This is a genomic window from Rhodospirillaceae bacterium, from assembly GCA_018660465.1.
GTDB lineage: Bacteria > Pseudomonadota > Alphaproteobacteria > Rhodospirillales > JABJKH01 > JABJKH01.
Genome location: JABJKH010000013.1, coordinates 18,269 through 37,907 on the forward strand (window position 1 = coordinate 18,269; position 19,639 = coordinate 37,907).

The following is a 19,639-nucleotide window of genomic DNA, read 5'->3' on the forward strand; positions in this document are numbered from 1 at the left end:
TATGCCCCCGCCGGTAGTCTTCGTCCTCAAGGGGTATCCACGCTATACAGAAACCTTCGTTGCTCAGGAAATTCTGGCGCTGGAACGACGCGGCCTGGATATCCGAATTTACTCGCAACGATCAACCGGTCTTGGTCGCCATCCAGTCCACGATGAAATCAAGGCGCCGATAACCTATTTGCCGGAATATATGCATCAAGCCCCAGCGCGAGTCTGGCGCGCTTGGCGATCCGTGCGAACCAAGCCTGGCTATAAATTTGCCCGCCGAGCCCTCCTTAAAGACCTCTTGAAGGACCCCACCCCTGGGCGGTTTAGGAAGTTCGGCCATGCCTTGGTTCTAGCCAGCGAACTTCCCAGCGACGTCAAACATCTGCACGCGCATTTCCTGCATGCACCGGCAACGATTGTTCGGTACGCCGCCATGATGACTGGCCTGCCCTGGAGTTGCTCAGCCCACGCCATCGACATATGGACCTCACCTGAATGGGACAAACGCAACAAATTGGCTGATATGGAGTGGCTCGTAACCTGCACTAAAACAAATGCGGAGCACCTATCAGCACTGGCACCAAAACCCGAAAATGTTGAATTGGTTTATCATGGACTGGACTTTTCTCGGTTCCCTCAACAGGGAAACACCCGCAATAATTCGCCATCTGTGCAGCTTTTTTCCGTTGGTCGAGCCGTTGAAAAAAAGGGTTATGATTGTCTACTCCAGGCGCTTGCGCTCTTACCCAAAGATTTGGATTGGCGACTGGTGCATATCGGGACGGGGCCATTGTTGGAACCTCTCAAGCGCCAAGCTGAAAAGGCCGGCATTGGAGATCGAATTACCTGGTTAGGCGAACAGCCCCAAACAACGGTTCTAGATCACTACCGAACCTGTGACGCATTTGTTCTGGCCTGCCGTGTTGCCGCCAATGGCGACCGGGACGGCCTTCCCAACGTCCTGATGGAAGCACAAAGTCAGGCGGTTCCATGCCTGACAACAACGGCGTCGGATGCATCGGAACTGATCATTGATGGTGAGACCGGACTGTTGGTTCCCCCTGACGATGCAAGTATCTTTGCCGCAAAACTAGAAACATTGATAAGAGACCCGGCACTCCGTGAACGCTTGGGAAAAGCCGGTATGGATCGTGTCCGAAGCGCTTTTTCCCTAGAAGTCGGCATTGACCGATTGGCAATTAAATTTGGAATTAACGCCTAGGAGTGCGCATGCTCCAATTGTTCCAAGCGTTCCTTCATTGCCTTGGAGAGGACGTCTTTCAAATCGGGATCGGCTGACAATAGATGCTCGAAATCCTCCACCAGCAAATACAGCAAGTCACATTCCGTCAGCGATACCACTGTCGCAGTTCGGGTTGAGGCGGTTAGAATCGCAATCTCGCCAAAGAAATCCCCCTTCCCCAATCGGACTGCTCCTCCGGGGGCCTGAACCGCAACTTCGCCATTGGCAATGAAGTACATCGAATCAGCGGGATCGCGTTTTTGCACGATGGTGAAATTGGGCGGTACCGATTTATGGTGCAGAAGATTTGCAACCTCCGAAACATGCAGGGCATCGAGCTTTGAAAATATTGGATTTGCCGCCACCAGTTGCCAGGTGATGATAAATTCCCGCTTCCTGATTTCACGCGCAAAACCGTTGGCTAAAATACCGGCCGGGATAGCGAACACACAGACCCCCAAGAGCATTGTCATCGAGCCAATAACTTTTCCGTAGGGCGTAATCGGGGCTATATCGCCATAGCCAACTGTCGTCAGTGTCGCCAATGCCCACCACATTGCTTTGGGGATATTGCCAAAGGCATCCGGTTGCGCAATGTGCTCTGCCATATAAACCAAACAGGCAAAGACCACGACGAGAACCATAATCAGCATAAAGAGGGCGCCAAGTGCAGACCCTTCTGTCCGAACCACAGCGCCAAAGCTCTCCAACGCAGGATTATAGCGGGTCAATTTCAACAGCCGGAGGATACGGAAAACCCGCATAAAGCGGAGATCAATCGAAAAGAAAATCCCTAAGAAGAAAGGAGCGATCGCCAATAAATCGATAAGCGCCAAGGGCGACATTGCATACTTGATGCGCCCCTTTATGGGATGGGTATAGGCCTCATTATCGTGCTCGGTACAAACCCATAAACGAAAAACATATTCGACTGTAAATATCACAACGGAAATCAGCTCAAAGGTATAAAAAAACTCGCTGAGCTCCTGATTAATCGCCTCTACAGTCTCAAGGACAACGCAGGCGACATTCGTTAAGATCAAAAACACCATAAAACGATTAAACCACCGTCCCCGGCGACGGTCACCGGGGGCACTCGATTCAATAATTTTATAAATCTCTATCTTGAGCGCCTTGATCACCAGCGCCGCGACCCCAAACCTTGCCATCGAACGTGATCCTGTTACCTTGCTTGTTCAACAGGAATCATTCTGACACCCGTCGCTTGCTTCTTATCGGTACTCGCAACCATGACGCTAACACATAAATTCATGTTTTGGGTAATAGGCTTTTCCCGAGCAGGCCAAAAATGACAATCCGGGTACTATTTTATGTCCAGCATCTGATGGGGGTCGGACATCAAATGCGCGCTGCCGCTGTAACCCGAGAGTTGGTAAAGGCCGGTTTTGATATCACCTATGTTTCCGGTGGAATGCCCGTTCCGGGACTCGATCTTGGCGGCGCTTCATTTGAGCAGCTTCCGCCCTGCAAATCCGCCGATTCCAGCTTTCAAACCCTGGTTGATGAAACTGGCCAACCTGTTGATGAGTTGTGGCGGGAGTCGCGCAAAGAACGGCTGCTAAATTTATTCACACGTGTCTGCCCTGATGTTTTGATAACGGAAACATTTCCCTTCGGTCGGCGGTTGATGCGGTTTGAACTGGACCCTCTACTTGAACGCGCAGCCCAAACGACGCCTAAGCCCCTTATTGCGGCTTCGATTCGTGACATCCTGGAACCAAAGTCCAGACCCGAGCGGTATGACGAGATTACCGATAAAATTGAGCGCTGGTATGACGCGATCTTGGTGCACGGTGATCCGACCCTAGTTCCACTGGAAGCCACAGTTCCAGTCACCGAAAAATTCAAATCCAAAATTTATTACACGGGCTACGTGGGAGAACGAGAAATCTTACCCAAGAGCGAGATCGGCCAGGGCGAAGTTATTGTTACAGCTGGCAGCGGTCGGGTCGGCCTAACGTTGCTGGAGATTGCGATGAAAGCTCGTTCGCTGACCAAACTTGCCGACGCACCATGGCGAATTTTAGTTGGCACCGGCATGCCAGAAGATCAATTTCACAATCTAATAGCCCACGCCGAAAAAGGCATCACTGTGGAACGTCACCGTACGGATTATCTATCCCTGCTTCGCAACTGTGCGGTTTCAATCTCCAGGGCCGGCTACAACACGGTGATGGATATACTCATTGAAAGACCCCCAGCAGTGCTGGTTCCCTTTGCAACACCGCAGGAAACAGAACAATTAGTTCGCGCACGTTTGCTTGCAAAGCTTGGTTTGGTTCAGCTTGTTGAAGAAAGTGACGTGACACCTACGACGCTCGCAGTAGCCATAAACAGTGCCTATAAGGCTCCCGCTATGGAAGTTAAAGACTTGGGTGTCACTGGCGCAGCAAAGACTGCCAGCCTTCTGACTGACATTTACAGAATCAGGGACATGGCATCTAATCCAGGAAATTAATAACTTTTTCTCGAACTTTTTTCACTAACACCATGGTACATATAAAAAAATTGCGCTAACCTCTCACTCAACAGGGGAGTTAGGCACGGCAGAACGCCGTCTTTGCACCCAAAATATTAGATACATTTCAGTGGCGCTCGGCCAGACAGGGGGAAGCCGATGGAAAGCGGTATCTTTGGTTATATTCAGAAATTCAGCAAGCCACAGCAGGTTCTGATTCTGCTGTTAACGGCGTGCTCGTTTCCATTTTTGTATCTCTCATATCAGGTTCCAAAAGAAATTATTGATAAAGCCATCGGCGGCAAGGACCCAGGAAAAGTCCAATTCCCTAAAGACATTTTTGGCTTTGAATTTAGTCAGCTAGAATATTTATACACGCTGTGTGCTCTCTTTTTAGCCTTGGTGTTCATCAACGGCGGATTTAAATACTTCATCAATGTCTATCGCGGCATGATCGGTGAACGCTTGTTGCGCCGGTTGCGCTATACCTTGCTGGAACGGGTGACCCGTTTCCCCCTGCTGCATTTTCAAAACGTTTCCCAAGGCGAAGTGGTTTCCATGGTCACTAAGGAGACCGAGCCGCTTGGTGGTTTTATGGGTGACGCCATTTCCATGCCTGCGTTCCAAGGCGGCACAGCGATCACAATTTTATTCTTCATGTTCCTGCAAGATTGGGTATTAGGATTGGCGGCGATCGCCCTATATCCCCTTCAGATGTACGTCATCCCCAAGCTTCAGCGTCAAGTAACCGCGATGAACAAGCAGCGCGTGCTTCGTGTTCGCAAGCTTTCGGACCGGGTTGGTGAATTGGTTTCCGGCGTCCATGAAGTTCATGCTCACGATACCAGTCAATTCGAACTGGCGGATTTTGCAGGTCGCTTGGGTGCGATATTTAATATCCGTTTACAGATCTATCGTAAAAAGTTTTTCATTAAATTTCTAAATAACTTTCTGGATAAGCTAACGCCCTTTTTCTTCTACTCTGTCGGCGGTTACCTAGTGATCAAAGGAGATCTTAGCTTTGGTAGTTTGGTTGCGATTCTGGCTGCCTATAAAGATTTATCGGCACCATGGAAGGAACTTCTGGGTTATTACCAACGCATGGAAGATGCTCGAGTTCGCTACACCGCATTAACCGAACAGTTCCGTCCAGCAGGTATGGTCGAAGCTGAATTATTGGCACCGCTTAAAGAACACCCGGAAACAATTAACGGCACCTTCAGTGCGGCCAATGTCTCGTTAGAGGAAGATGAAGGCTCGAAAGTAGTGGACTCTGCATCGTTCAACATGGATGTGAACGAACACGTCGCCATAATGGGCGGTGGCGGAAGCGGCTTATCTGAGTTGACTCAAATTTTAGCGCGTCAAATTTCCCCGACCAGTGGCAAGGTCTCTATTGATGGACAGAACATAGAGGCCATGCATGAATCTATTTCCGGTCGACACATGGCCTATATCGGCCCGGAAACCTATACCCACGCTGGCACCATAAGAGATAATCTTCTTTATGTATTAAAACACTACCCCCAGCGGGATGAGCCCGACCCCACGTCAGCCGAAACCACCGCTTGGCTGAAAGAAGCAAATAGTTCTGGCAACAGCATGTTGAACATCAACGCTGACTGGATCGACTACACACAGATCGGCATTGAGAACCCGGACGAACTGACACAACGGATGCTTGATGTCCTTCCAGAAGTTGATATGGAAGAAGACGTATTCCAGCTTGGCCTACGGCGAATTATTAATCCTGATGAAAACCCTGAACTCGCGGAAGAAGTTCTTAAGGTACGGAGTGCGGTTAGAGAAAAATTACAAGACCCGGGCCTCGCAGAATTTGTCGAAGTATTCGATGAGAGAAAATTTAACAACAACGCATCCGTTGCCGAAAACATTCTGTTTGGAACGCCGGTCGGCGAGACTTTTGCCATTGAGACTCTGGGTAAGAATGCCTTCGTGCGGGAGATTCTAGAAGATGTGGGACTTGGAGGTAAATTCCTGGAAATGGGCCGTGCCATGGCCGCACTCATGGTGGAATTGTTCCGTGATTTGCCGCCGGGGCACGAATTTTTTGAACGCTTCGGCTTTATTGACGCAGATGACTTGCCGGAATTCCAACAAATACTAAATCACGTCAGCAATTTAGGCTTGGAATTCATAGAAACGGAAGAACGCAACAGGCTCGAAGATCTTCCTTTTAAGCTTATCGTTGCCAGGCATCATCTGGACCTTATTGACGACGCCATGAAGGAAAAAATCCTGGAGGCACGACGCCTCTTTGCAGAAACCATAAGCGAAGAAGATGAAGGCTCCATCGCTTTCTTTCATGACGGTGACTACAACGCAGCCAGCTCAATTCAGGATAATATTTTATTCGGAAAGGTCGCTTACAACAAAGCGGGTAGTGCCAGTCAAATTAGTTCTCTGCTGACGGATGTGGTTAATTCCATGGGCATTAGGCCGCTGGTTCTTGTCGCCGGACTCGACTTCCATGTCGGTAGTGAGGGCAAGCGATTGTCCGTGGTCCAGCGCCAAAAATTATCCATTGCCCGAAATCTTCTCAAACAACCACAATTGATGATCGTCAATCAGGCGACAGCCCCCTTCGATGCACCGACCCAATCTTCGATTTTTGAAACCATCCTCAAACAATTTGAAGGCCGGGGATTGGTTTGGGTTGAAAGCGATATGGAACATGCCAACCGCTTTGACCGAGTGCTGAAGATGGATCATGGCCGGGTTGAAGACACGGCCCCGCAAGCACCAACACCTGGAGAGCCTGCTCCCGTCGAAGGCGCTGGCCAAACGGAGGCCTCGAAATCTACCGAACAAAACCAAGGCCTGGGTGTGGAGACCGATCTGCTGGCAGCCATTCCGTTCTTTGCTGGCATGGACCGTTCCAAACTGAAGCTTTTGGCCTTTACCAGTGAGCGCCAAGAATTCAGCGCCGGGCAAATTTTGTTCTGGCAGGGCAGCCCAGGTAGCGATGCGTGTGTTATCGTCAAGGGTACTGTCGATGTAAATGTGGATACGGAAGCCGGACAAAAAACCGTTGCAAACCCGGGCAGAGGTGACTTGATTGGCGAACTCGCACTGTTGAGCGACGCCCCACGGACCGCGACCGTTCAGGCTAAAACAGATGTCACCGTGCTCAGCATTTCGAAAGACGTCTTCTTGCAGTTAATCCGAGAAAACAGTGGCGTCAGTGCCAATCTGGCCAGAATATTGGCCGGGCGTCTGGTTGGAACGATGCGCACACTGAGTGGCAGCATGTCGCTCTACGACCCGGAAACTGACCTGCCAAAACGCGATTTGTTCGTGGATCGGGTTAAGCATATGGCCCTACAAGAACAACGGGTCGGGCGGTCGTCTGCGCTTATTTTGATTAACTTGGATGAATTGGCGGTCGGGATCAGAGACAATGATACGACCGTTCACTCCCATTTAGCAGCAGAAATTTCCAGCCGATTAATTGAGTGCGTACGGAATTCCGATACTGTATCGCGCCTGACGGAGGGGTATTCTTTTGGGGTTATCGCCGATGGCACCCAGTCAGCTTCCAATGTTTCAATTGTTATAGATCGATTGAAAAAATCATTGGGCCAAAGCTACCTCATTGAAGGCCATGACCTCTCTTTAAAGGGAGGATTGAATTACGACGTGTACCCACTAGAGGAGAAACATCTTGGTGAGGTACAAAACTTGAAAAAACAAGCGCCCACACCAAATAAAAAACCACGAAAATCACTAAATTGGTCACTTACCTTCAAATAAACGGATGATAATTTTAATTATTCACGCTAACGTGTGCTAAAGCGCTTAGAAAGAATTTAATTGTGACGACCTACAACTATTCAGCCCGCCGTATTTTCGCGGATTACGTTAGAACAGGCCTGGGCATGATCCTGACGGCGGTGCCCTTGTCTTTGCCAGATTTGCACGCGTTTTTTCAGATTTTATTTGGTACAGCCTTCATTCTTTTCAGTATTTATGGCATCGCTACCGTAAAACGCCATGTAACGAAAATTCATGTCACAGACCAGGCAGTATCGCTTCAGGGCCTGGGGTCAGCGACCGTAAATTGGTTTGAAATTAGCGGCCTAAAATTATCCTACTTTTCAACCAGCCGTGACGGGAGCGATGGTTGGATGCAGCTTAGCCTTACTGGTGATCGCCAAAACATCAAAATTGATTCGCGACTGAACGGATTTCAGACAATTGCCCGGCTTGCGCTCAACAGTGCCGAAGCCAATCATCTGACCCTAGACCCGGCAACAATCGACAATCTTGTCGCGTTGGGTGTTCCCTCCAAAGTTATGAGCCTCTCTAATGTTACCGGCGAAGGAGCCCTCGCATGACGGACCTCTTACGGGTTAACAATCTTTGCATCGATTTCCAAACTGATGCCGGTCCGATACATGCCTTAAAAGGAATATCATTCCGCATCCGCCAAGGGTCTACCGTCGCACTTGTGGGTGAATCAGGATCGGGAAAATCCGTTACTGGACAGGCGATCATGGGCATTTTGCCGAAAAGCGCCTTGATCAAATCGGGTGAAATTCTATTCACGGACCCGGCACTAAGAGGATTGCCCGGCATCCCGCCGGAAGCCGTTATTTCCGACGCGGGTGATGACTTCACCGTCGACCTCGCCAGGATGAACCCTGACAATCCTGGATACCGGGCCATCCGTGGCGACCGCATTTCAGTTATTTTTCAAGAACCCATGACTTCCATGTCGCCGCTCCATACGATCGGCAATCAAATCAGCGAGGCCCTATTGCTGCACCGCAATGTCAGTGATGCAGAAGGCCGGGAACTCACCACCGATGTTTTACGATTGGTTGGCTTTCCGGACCCAGCGCGCGCGTTTGACACCTACCCACATGAGCTTTCAGGGGGCCTGCGGCAACGTGCAATGATTTCCATGGCCTTGGTTTGCCGTCCCGCATTGCTGATCGCGGACGAGCCCAGCACGGCCTTGGATGTCACTATCCAAGCGCAAATTTTGAAGCTGATCCAAGACCTGCAAAAAGAATTAGGCATGGCTGTATTGATGATTACTCACGACTTGGGTGTAGTTGCCAATGTCGCCGAAGAAGTCGTCGTGGTCTATCATGGCGAGGTCATGGAGAGTGGCTCACTGAACGACATCTTCAACAATCCCGGCCATCCGTATTTGCAGGCCCTGTTGGACGCCGTGCCGCATTTCGACATGAAGCCAGGCGAACGGCTGAAACCGCTGCGTGAGATTGAACACCATACCGGCCACCTGTTGGAGGCCAAGGAGGATTCAGACGATAGCTCGGTTGACGATGGCAAGCCGCTGCTTGAGGTCAAACACCTGATCAAGCGGTTTTCCGGACGCCGTCAAAGTGGCATGTTCGGCTTGGGCGATCCGGCCTCAGTTCTAGCCGTTAACGACATTAGTTTCGATTTGATGCGCGGCGAATGCCTAGGGCTGGTTGGTGAAAGTGGCTGCGGCAAGACCACTGTCAGCAAAATGATTATGCGCGCAGTGGAGGCCAGTGGTGGTGAGATCCTTTACAACAACAATGGCACGACGACGGATCTCCTGAAACTGAGTGCGCCGGAAATGATCCCGATCCGGAGGAAGATACAATATATGTTCCAGGACCCATTCGGGTCGTTGAATCCGCGCATGACAGTCTTGGATATCCTGACCGAACCATTGGTTATTCACGAAATTGGTGACCCGGACTACCGGCGCGAACTCGCCACTGAGTTAATCCATCTGGTCGGCTTGGATGCGCGTCATCTCAACCGCTATCCGCACAGTTTCTCTGGTGGGCAACGCCAACGCATCGGTATTGCGCGGTCGCTGGCGCTAAGGCCCGATTTGCTGATTTGTGATGAGCCGGTTTCAGCGCTGGATGTTTCCATCCAAGCGCAAATTCTAAACTTGCTGAAAGACCTTCAGCAGGAATTGGGGCTGACGTATTTGTTTATCTCCCACAACCTCGCCGTAGTTGATTATATCGCCGAACGCATTGCCGTAATGTGCGCCGGACAGATCGTTGAAATTGCCCCACGCGAAACGCTATTCAATAATCCGACCCATCCTTATACCAAGGCATTGGTTTCAGCTGTGCCCTACCCGGACCCAGAACAGCGCCTGGATTTTTCGGCATTATTGGAAGGAAAAGCATCCGAGCCCGGCGCTTGGCCTGAGCCATTCAATGCGGGCGAGGGCCAGATTTTACCTTTCGTGACGCTGGGCGATGGCCACATGGTGCGGGCCCAAAGCGGTGCGGGCCTAGGAGAAGCAAGCGAATGAACACGATCCTCAAACAGTTGGCTTTATCGGCTGTAATCATCGCAGCCGCCTCAGTGCCCGTCGCAGCCAACACTTATATTGAAACGCCGACACTGGCTCATAAGGTAGCGGCGGGCGACTTGCCGCCGGTTGCAAAACGCTTACCAGAAACTCCCTCTGTTGTTCGGTTGGAAAAATCCGGCGAAAGTTACGGCAAACACGGCGGGCGAATGCGCATACTGATGTCGCGGGCGAAAGACATCCGGATGATGGTGGTCTACGGCTATGCCCGCCTTGTTGGTTATAATAAGAATTTCATCATCGAGCCTGACATCTTGGAAAAAGTCGATGTTGAGGAAGGCCGAATTTTTACCCTGCATATTCGCAAAGGCCATAAATGGTCGGACGGCCACCCCTTCACATCGGAAGATTTCAGGTTTTTCTGGGAAGACGTGGCGAAGCACAGAAAGCTCTCCAAGTCGGGACCCAACAGAATCTTCAAGATTGGTGGAAAGCTACCTAAGTTTGAAGTTCTGGATGCTGAGACCGTGCGCTACACTTGGCAGGCTCCCAATCCCTTCTTCCTACCAGCACTGGCCAAGGCGCGACCGGTCTTTATTTACCGTCCGGCCCACTACCTGAAACAGTTCCATATTAGATATGTTAGGAAGAAAAAGCTGAAAAGGATGGCCAAGAAGGCCAAGAAGCGGAACTGGCGTTCTTTGTTTAAAAGCAAGGCCCGGCTTTACCGCAATACCAATCCAGAATTGCCCTCGTTACAGCCCTGGTTCATCACCAACAAAATGCCTGCTGAGCGGTTTATTTTTGTCCGAAACCCGTACTTCCACCGGGTTGATAAAATGGGGCGCCAACTTCCCTATATCGATCAAGTTATCGTCGGCATTGCGAATAAGAAACTCATCCCGGCCAAGTCAGGGGCTGGCGAAACCGACCTGCAGGCGCGCAGTCTGTTTTTTAACAACTACACCTTTTTGAAACAGGGCGAGAAGCGGAATAACTTTAAGGTTCAGTTGTGGTCATCGGCCAAGGGATCGCAAATGGCACTGTTCCCGAACTTGAATGCCGCAGACCCAGCATGGCGGGATTTGCTTCGTAAAGCCGATTTCCGACGCGCGCTTTCGCTTGGCATCGACCGGCACGAAATCAATCAAGTGATCTATTTTGGTCTCGCCCGTGAAAGTAACAACACCATCCTGCCTGAAAGCAAATTATATAAAGAGTCTTACAGCAAAAAATACGCGACGTTTGATCTGAAGAAGGCCAATAAGTTGCTGGATGGTTTGGGATTGACCAAGCGAAACAGCAATAATATCCGCTTGATGAAAGACGGGCGCCCGCTGGATATTATTGTAGAGACCGCGGGTGAAGAGACCGAACAGACCGACGTGCTGGAACTGATCCAAGACAGTTGGCGCAAAATCGGTGTTAAGCTTTACACCAAGCCCTTACAGCGCGAAGTCTTCCGCCGCCGGGTTATCGCTGGATCATCGATTATGTCGGTGTGGTTCGGTCTTGAGAACGGCGTCCCGACTTCAAGCTCGAGCCCAGAAGAACTGGCCCCAACTCGGCAGCTTCAATTGCAATGGCCCAAGTGGGGGCAGCATTTTAACACCAGTGGAAAAGCTGGCGAGTTACCTCAAATTAAAGAGGTCAAAGAACTCTCAGCGCTTAACAAAGAATGGCGCTTAAGTGCCAGTCCTCAGCGCCGCGAAGAAATTTGGCATCGCATGTTGGCCCTGCACGCTGACAACGTGTTTTCAATTGGCTTGATTGCATCTGTCCCACAACCTGTCGTGGTCAACGGCAATCTCCGAAATGTATCGCCTAAGGGTATTTACAATTGGGACCCCGGTGCTCACTTCGGCGTTCATCGCCCGGATACGTTCTGGTTCGACACCTCTAAATCCAAGAAGCGGAAGTAGATAGCCCATGCTTACCTATGTTGTCCGGCGCGTGCTCATAATGTTCATGACCCTTCTTGCGGTCAGTGCCCTGGTGTTTGTTATCATCCAGTTGCCGCCCGGCGATTATCTGACCACGTATATCGCAGAACTGGAGAGCCAGGGCGAATTGGTCGACCCCCAGAAAATTGAATTCTTGCGCCAGGAATACGGCTTGGACAAGCCGATGATTGAGCAGTACTGGGTTTGGGTCTCCGGCATGGTGCAGGGTGATCTTGGCTATTCATTTGAGTATGAACTGCCGGTGAACGAGGTGGTGGGTGACCGTCTTCTTTTGTCTTTTGTACTGAACTTTTCCACTATCATTTTCATCTGGATGATTTCGTTTCCCATCGGCATTTATTCTGCCACCCATCAGTACAGTTGGGGGGATCATAGCCTCACATTCTTAGGCTTTTTGGGGCTGGCGACGCCTAACTTCCTGCTCGCGTTGATCCTGCTGTATTTCGCCAACGTGACGTTCGGCACGTCGATTGGTGGCCTGATGGCTGAGGAATATCTGAATAAGCCGTGGAGTTGGGCTAAATTCATGTCGGTGCTTGAACACATGTGGGTACCGGTCGTCGTCATTGGCACGTCAGGAACTGCAGGCATGATCCGGCGGCTTCGCGCCAACCTGTTGGATGAACTTCAAAAGCAATACGTGATTACCGGTCGGGCCAAGGGTCTGCCGCCGGTGAAACTGCTTCTAAAGTATCCACTGCGGATGTCGCTAAACCCGTTTGTCGCTGAAATTGGCAACATCCTGCCGCAAGTTGTCTCGGGCTCGGTGATTGTCTCGACGGTGATGTCGCTGCCAACCACAGGGCCGATGTTACTGCACGCGCTGCAAAGTCAGGATATGTATCTTGCCGGGTCGTTCCTTATATTCTTAGCGGCGTTGACCATTGTTGGGATGTTCATTTCGGACTTGTTGTTAATGGTCCTAGATCCCCGGATTCGAATGGGGGAAAAGGTTTAGCCATGAGCAGCAATTTACAACATTACGTCTCGGACGCGCCGTTTGACCCCTATTCAGTTGAACAGATCACGCCAGAGCAAGAACGTTATTACATGGCGCCCCAGTGGCTGCTGATCTGGTGGAAGTTCAAGAAGCATAAGCTTGCCATGTTCTCGGCGTTTATTTTGCTGACCGGATATTTGTCGATCCTGATAACTGAATTCCTGGCCCCCTATGCCTTGGATTCTCGGAATACGGATTTCATCTACGCGCCGCCGCAAGGCATTCATATGTTCCATGAGGGTGAATTCGTCGGCCCCTTCGTCTATGGGCTCAAGTACACGCTGAACATGGAAACTCTGAAGCGGGAATATTCCGACGACACGACCAAGGTTCAACCCATCCGGTTTTTTTGTTCCGGCGATGACTATAATTTCTGGGGACTGATCCCTGGGAGTTTTCACCTGATGTGTCCGGCTAAGGGCGGCACGATGTTTCTGATAGGCACGGACCGATTGGGTCGAGATATGGGGTCTCGCCTGCTCTATGGATCGCGCATATCGCTCACCGTCGGGCTGGTCGGAATCACCATCAGCTTTATCTTAGGCATCACCATCGGTGGATTGGCCGGATACTTTGGCGGCTGGGTGGACAGTTGTATCCAGCGGGTAATTGAGGTTGTGAGATCGCTGCCGGAGCTGCCCCTCTGGATGTCGTTGTCTGCCGTGCTGCCGATTACCTGGAGCCCGATCCTGGTATACTTTGGGATCACCATCATCTTAGGTCTTTTGGATTGGCCAGGTCTTGCGCGCGCGGTGAGATCAAAATTGCTGGCTTTGCGCGAAGAAGATTATTGTTCAGCCGCGCAATTAATGGGTGCCAAGCCAAGCCGAATTATTGGACGCCACTTGTTGCCTAACTTTATGTCTCACTTAATTGCATCGGCGACCTTGTCAATTCCCGCCATGATCCTCGGCGAAACGGCGCTAAGCTTCTTAGGACTTGGCCTGCGCCCGCCGATTACAAGCTGGGGCGTGCTGTTGGCTGAAGCCCAGAACATCGAAGCAGTGGCGTTGTATCCATGGTTGATGATGCCCATGCTGCCGGTGGTGCTGGTGGTGTTGGCGTTCAACTTCATGGGCGACGGGCTGCGAGATGCGGCTGACCCATATCACTAGGGTTCATTTTGGAGCGCGCTAAAATTTCATTAGCCGATAAGGCAACGGGCCCGGATCGTTTTCTAAGCCTTGGGCTTTTTCTTGCGTTATTGCTTTTGGCAGCGGGCTTGTTCCTGCCGATTGTCGAAACTCAAAGACTGATCTTTTTCACCAATGAATTTTCCATTGTCGATGCGATCCACTCGCTTGTTCTTGAAGGCGAATACGCCATTGCCGCCGTTATCGTTGGATTTTCCATTATATTTCCCCTCGCGAAAATAATGGTCTCCTTCGTCCTTTGGTCTCGGCACGATTATGAAGACCATCGGGTCATCGCCGGGTTAAAATGGATCGAGATTCTCAGTAAGTGGTCGTTTGCAGATGTGCTGGTTGTCGCGGTCGCGGTCGTTGTGGCGAAAAGTACGGGCATGGCCAGCGCTCAAATCCTGCTCGGACTTTACGTTTATGCGGCCTCTGCGGTTGTTTCCTCATTATGCGTGGTGCGACTGAAATTGGCCGCAAATGCTACTGTAAAAAACGATAATTAAGCTTAGTACAATTGCGTATAATGCCGAGCGACCATTTCTTCCTGGGTCTCTGCGGGTCCAGGTGAGCCGATTTGTTCTTTCAACATCTGGCCCATGGACGGCATGATGGTGCGGTCGATCTTGTTGCTGTCTTCCCACAACTCTGAGCGCATAATAGCCTTGGCACAGTGCAGGTAGACCTCTCTCAATTTGACCACGACCACTGCACGCGGAAGCTTCCCGTTCACTTCAAACCTTGCCATTAGATCTTCATCGTCGCGAATTTCCGCATCGCCCTGGAGCCGCAAAACTTCGTTCATGCCAGGGATAAGGAAAATTAAACCGACCGCTGGATTGCTCAGTATATTGGTAAACGTATCAATTCGGTTGTTTCCCGGGCGATCAGGAATAGCGACGGTCTTGTCGTCGAGAATTTTTACGAACCCTGGTTTCTCACCGCGGGGCGATATATCTGCGACGCCGTCGGTACCCATGGAGCTTATGACCAAAAAGGGTGACAGCTCGATAAATTGGCGACTGTATTTTTCTAATCCATAGAGTACCTTTTCAGCCGCCCTGCCCACTGCAGGCTTATAGATTTTTCTCAATTGTTCGATCGTTTCAATCTTCGCCATTTGGTCATCCTTGAGTATAAATGAGTTAGTCTCGTTGTTTCCCTAACGGGTCGAAATCCACGCCACAGGTCCGGGCGCAGGTCGCGAGCTTACCGTCTGCGACAGATGATTTATCCCAACTTTCCGGGATGTCTTTTTGGAAGAGAGTTCCTTCAATTACACCTTTAATACCAAGTGCCCGCGCATCCAAGGCCGCCCTACCGCCTGCATCCTCAATCATGTTCAAAAACTGGTCTCGTTGGGCGCTTCGCTTATTCGTGAAGATTGATCCAAGCCAGCAACACGGCAGCGCTAAGCCTTCAGCTGAAATATAAACCTTACCTTTCTCAGCCACCTTGCAGTGAATTTGAACCGTGTCGAGATAGGCCGCGTAGGTGCCGTATTCGTTTTTGATGGCGTCCAAATCTTCGAACGCCGGATTGAGATATTCCGGGTTGGCGGGTTCTTCCAGCCAATAGTTAAATTCACCGGCCTTATCCAGCACCTCGACCCGGTTTACCGTTTGCAGATCCTTATCGCTTTTAAAGCGTCCGGTTTTGCGGACGAAGAATTCCTTAAAGCCCATTTTCTGGGACAGCGCGCGCGCCTCTTCCACTTGATGTTCATTGTGGCGGAACACCAAATAATCCCATTCTGCGCGACCGCCCGCGTCAATAAATGCCTGCGCATTCGCCATCACCAAATCCCAGTTCGTGCGACGGCGATAAAGGTGGCTTGTATCTTCCAAGCCATCGATGCCGAAGCGCATATAATGGGGGCCTGTCTTCATCACCTTGGCCATATCCGCCCACCATTCAGGTCTGCGCGCTGAGCCATTGGTGTGCATGCAGAGTCGTAGGTCTGGATTGCAGTCCCGCAAATAAGCAAAAATTTCCAGGCAATCCTTGGCCACCATTGGGTCGCCATAGTTTCCGCATGCGTAGATGAGATCTAACTGCTGAACAAATTCAGGCGGGAAAATTAACTTCGCATCACTGAGAGAGAGCTCTACCAGCGGCAAATCGGGATTGGTTGCCCCGCCTGAGAAATTTCTCGAACACATCGGGCACGCAGCATTACAGCGATGGGTAAGCTCCAAATGCACCGAACGAATATCGGCATAGTGATAGATCGGCCCACCAATAATCTCTTCAGTATCAATTTTACGATGGGTCAGGCTGCTCACTTTATGCCGCTTCCTCAATTTTGTGCATCATTTGCGCCATACGGTCGCTCATCGCGCGGGACAATTCAAGAGCCAGATGTGGATCGTGTTCAACCAAGTTCAAAAAGACGTCCTTTTTGATCCTGAGGACGGTCAATTCGCCGACTGCTCTAAACGACGCAGACCGCGGATTATCTGTCAGTAGTGACATTTCGCCGATGATCTCATTTTCCTTTGGTCGGTTGATTACGGTTTCATTCTCACCCTTGCCGACAACGACTTCCGATTGCCCCTCTAACACGACATAAGCAGCAAACGCCTGTGCTCCTTGGTGAAAAACTTCCTCACCCGGTACGAATGTGACGCGTTGTGCCGAAAACGCCAGCAACTTCAATTGGGTCCTGTCCATCGCACTGAACAACGGCACCTCGGCCAAAGCCTCCGTCTCTGCGTCCAGAATTGTTGGTCCCTCTTCTGGGGTCGCTGCTTCTTCGCTTTCGTCCAGGGCGACCGCTTGTTGTTCGCCAGACACTTGTTCGATTAAGCGTTCAACGATCCGACCTTGGCGTAGAACCAGCACCTGATCAAATTCCGCAATATTTGGGGTCTCACTCGCCATCCAAATAAGCGTCGTTTCAGGCAATAAATCAAATACAGCCCGGCGAATCTCATCGGCGGATTCTCTTGCATGGGCATTAAGTGCATCGTTGACGATCAGAATTTCCGGCTTCTTTACGATACTTCTGGCCAAGGCGATTAACTGACGCATTGCCAGCGGCAATCGCTTGCCGCCGATGCCCACACTCATGGTCGTCGCCGCCATGATGACCTGTTCCCGTAGCCCCTGTTCATCCAGAACGCCGCAAACCAACTTACAAATACGCTCTTCTGCTCGTGGTCGCGCCAGATTAATTCTACCCATCAAAAGATTGCATTGCAGAGACAGTTGCGGGTTAAACGTTTCCCGATCAAAAAAGGCAATAGCGGAGTCAAATTTTTGAGGCAGATTTTCTCTAAATTTCTCGCGCACCTTCACCAGCTTTTGTTGAATCTCTTCGGTAATAAAACCAAGACGATGGCGTTCAACAATCAATTGAAATGTCAGGGATATGAGTTCCTTCTGATCGTCTGCAGGCAGTTCCGACAGGGCACACCGCTCTGCTCTCTCAAGCAACGGTTTTAGATTTTCTAAATCGTCCAAACCGACAAAACTATACTGCTCGAAAATGGGATGCCCCAGTTCCATATCGCTAAAGAGATCAACCAAGGTCCGGGCGACTTGAAGACCAATTTCCTGGAACCGCTCAGTTAGTCCGCTCTCTTCCAGAACGCGGCTTACATAATCGTTCTCACCCAAAGAATTTAGCGCAAAGGCCTGATCGGTGGGCTCACCAAATATGACGTTGGAGCCGACTGAGGCATTAACATTATAACTGTCGTAATCGAAGAAGTGGACAAGGTCTTTTACATCGGGGGATTCTTCTAATCTCTCCTCAATCACGTGCCGGGCATTCAAGATGCTCTCCGCCAATCCCGGGAATTCTGCTGGATCAATTTGCATATTCAAGGCGCGGGTAAAAAGCAAATCTTCGATTCCTAAACGACGGATAATTTTCATCCACCACTGGGTCAATTCTTCCGAAGACTCCATGCCGAGAATTTTTGGATTTATCCAGTCTGCGCTTGGATCGTCGGCGCTGTTGCCAGAGGCCACCGCTTCCGTTCGATCCATGAGATCGTCACCGTCACCGCTTGGCTGACCAATTGCCGCATGCTTCAGACCATACAAAATATTGTGGGCGATGGAGCCGTTGAAAATATATGATTCAGGGCCGACATATCCAATCCTGGAGCCAATGACCGCTTCGTGTAAGCCTGCCAAATTCAGGCCGCCAATCATAATGCGTCCCCCTGTCGGTTGGGCGAGGCGTACCAACGCTTGCGCCAAGCGATCTCGGCCTGCGCCGGTGCCAACAATCGCTAAATTTTTGCCCGCGTCTGCGCTAAACGAAACACCGTCCAGGACCCGAAAGCCATCTTCTTCCTGCAGGACAACGTTTTCCAATTCAAGGGTCGCGCCAAGCTTTGGAAGTTCTTCGGGTCGAGGCCGCTGAAGCGACTCGTCCAGCATCCCAGCAGGATCAAATTGCTCAAGTAGCTGTTGGTATTTGATCTTGGAATTGGCCATGTCCTGATAGTATTTCAGCAATTCCTTCCACGGTGCCATGAGATCCTTATAGGCCGCCAGTGCCGCGACCAAGGCACCAATGGTGATGTCACCCTTAATCGCCAGGATACCGCCGATCGAATAGAACATCAGCGGCGTCATTTGATTGATGAAGTTATTGAGAAACTTCATAAAGAATTTCTTTTTGTATATTTGGAAGCGGATTTTAAAGATCCGCCCGAGCCGCCAGGAAACCCCTGAGAGCTTAAACGCGGACGTATCGTTGGCGTGAATATCTTGAATGCCGGAGACCGATTCGCTGATGGATTCCGACAGACGGCGGACTTCTTGAACGCGGGCTTTGTTCAGCATGTTGATCTGAAATTGTAACTTCGGAATCAACCACGCCTGTACAGGGATCAAGGCAACTGAGGCCAATCCCAACGTTGGGTCTTGCACGAATAGAAACACCAAGATGGTGAGCATCGTGCCGCCCTGAAACGCGGGCTTAGCGATGGAATCGCCGAAATAGGAGCCGAGTGATTCACCTTCGGCTGTTACCATCGACACCAATTCGCCTTGCGATGTGGTCTGAAAGCGCGGGATCGGAAATCTCAAAATCCGCTCATAAAGCTGATAGCGCAATCGCCGGAGTAAGCGTTCGGCCAAGGCCCCCTTGAAAACGTTGACCTTCATCTTGAACATACCGTTGATGACGACAAGGGTCAGAAGCGCCGTGCACAGCCCCAACAAGAAGGGGATCTGCTCAAACGTGTGTCCAAAATAAGTGACCGGAAAGCCTTTGCCGTCGATGGCATCGTTAATGATAATTTTTGGCAGTTCCAACGCGGCATAAAGGAATGGAAACGAAAGGACCGTCACCACCAATATAACCACCTGCTGAAGCTTACTGTAACGCCAAATAAAGCCGAAGATGCTCTGTTCCATAGCCGAAAATCCTTAAAACCCACCCGTGGACTGCCCTTCGATAAGGATACAGTGTCCCGCCCCCTCAAATATAGTCCCAATTCCCGATTGCAATTCCCCGCCCGTTCACGAAGTTGCGACGACATTGCCAACAAGGTGATGGCTGGGTATAT

Annotated in this window: 13 protein-coding genes; 9 read left to right on the forward strand and 4 right to left on the reverse strand. The window is 50.6% G+C overall.

The annotated features are described in order from the left end of the window. The first annotated feature begins 1 nt into the window (after position 1). On the forward strand, positions 2–1,210 hold the full coding sequence (locus tag HOM51_02880; protein ID MBT5033444.1) for a glycosyltransferase family 4 protein: 1,209 nt from the start codon (positions 2–4) through the stop codon (positions 1,208–1,210). Here HOM51_02880 and HOM51_02885 read toward each other — a convergent pair. Next, positions 1,207–2,400, reverse strand: a complete 1,194-nt coding sequence (locus HOM51_02885) for a cyclic nucleotide-binding domain-containing protein (GenBank protein ID MBT5033445.1) — start codon at positions 2,398–2,400, stop codon at positions 1,207–1,209. The two genes, HOM51_02880 and HOM51_02885, sit on opposite strands and share 4 nt — an antisense overlap. Positions 2,401–2,540: 140 nt before the next feature. Between HOM51_02885 and HOM51_02890 the strand changes: the two genes are divergently transcribed. From HOM51_02890 to HOM51_02925, 8 genes are all read left to right on the forward strand, one after another. After that, complete coding sequence (locus HOM51_02890) at positions 2,541–3,710, forward strand: glycosyl transferase (GenBank protein ID MBT5033446.1); 1,170 nt, start codon at positions 2,541–2,543, stop codon at positions 3,708–3,710. 159 nt (positions 3,711–3,869) lie between these two features. Then, positions 3,870–7,484 (forward strand): cyclic nucleotide-binding domain-containing protein, encoded by a 3,615-nt coding sequence (locus HOM51_02895; protein ID MBT5033447.1) that lies wholly within the window; start codon positions 3,870–3,872, stop codon positions 7,482–7,484. A 62-nt stretch (positions 7,485–7,546) separates the two neighbouring features. Then, a complete protein-coding gene (locus HOM51_02900) occupies positions 7,547–8,068 on the forward strand; it encodes a hypothetical protein (protein MBT5033448.1) in 522 nt (173 codons plus the stop codon). After that, positions 8,065–10,008, forward strand: coding sequence for an ABC transporter ATP-binding protein (locus HOM51_02905; protein ID MBT5033449.1), 1,944 nt, complete (start codon positions 8,065–8,067; stop codon positions 10,006–10,008). The genes HOM51_02900 and HOM51_02905 overlap by 4 nt, the downstream gene beginning before the upstream one ends. Continuing rightward, on the forward strand, positions 10,005–11,930 hold the full coding sequence (locus HOM51_02910; GenBank protein ID MBT5033450.1) for an ABC transporter substrate-binding protein: 1,926 nt from the start codon (positions 10,005–10,007) through the stop codon (positions 11,928–11,930). The genes HOM51_02905 and HOM51_02910 overlap by 4 nt, the downstream gene beginning before the upstream one ends. 7 nt (positions 11,931–11,937) lie before the next feature. Then, a complete protein-coding gene (locus tag HOM51_02915; protein ID MBT5033451.1) occupies positions 11,938–12,930 on the forward strand; it encodes an ABC transporter permease in 993 nt (330 codons plus the stop codon). Positions 12,931–12,932: 2 nt separating this feature from the next. After that, a complete protein-coding gene (locus tag HOM51_02920; protein ID MBT5033452.1) occupies positions 12,933–14,087 on the forward strand; it encodes an ABC transporter permease in 1,155 nt (384 codons plus the stop codon). 8 nt (positions 14,088–14,095) lie between these two features. Further along, positions 14,096–14,614 carry a paraquat-inducible protein A gene (locus HOM51_02925; GenBank protein ID MBT5033453.1) on the forward strand — a complete coding sequence of 173 codons (519 nt, stop codon included), beginning with the start codon at positions 14,096–14,098 and terminating at the stop codon, positions 14,612–14,614. A 2-nt stretch (positions 14,615–14,616) separates the two neighbouring features. On the opposite strand, the gene HOM51_02930 is transcribed toward HOM51_02925, so the two are convergent. The 3 genes from HOM51_02930 to HOM51_02940 are packed head-to-tail and all read right to left on the reverse strand — an operon-like array spanning position 14,617 to position 19,487. Further along, entirely contained in the window at positions 14,617–15,228 is a 612-nt protein-coding gene (locus tag HOM51_02930) for a pyridoxamine 5'-phosphate oxidase family protein (GenBank protein MBT5033454.1), read from the reverse strand. Between the two features lie 25 nt (positions 15,229–15,253). Then, positions 15,254–16,393, reverse strand: coding sequence for a radical SAM protein (locus HOM51_02935; protein ID MBT5033455.1), 1,140 nt, complete (start codon positions 16,391–16,393; stop codon positions 15,254–15,256). A gap of 1 nt (position 16,394) precedes the next feature. Next, complete coding sequence (locus HOM51_02940; GenBank protein ID MBT5033456.1) at positions 16,395–19,487, reverse strand: cyclic nucleotide-binding domain-containing protein; 3,093 nt, start codon at positions 19,485–19,487, stop codon at positions 16,395–16,397. Positions 19,488–19,639 lie beyond the last annotated feature (152 nt).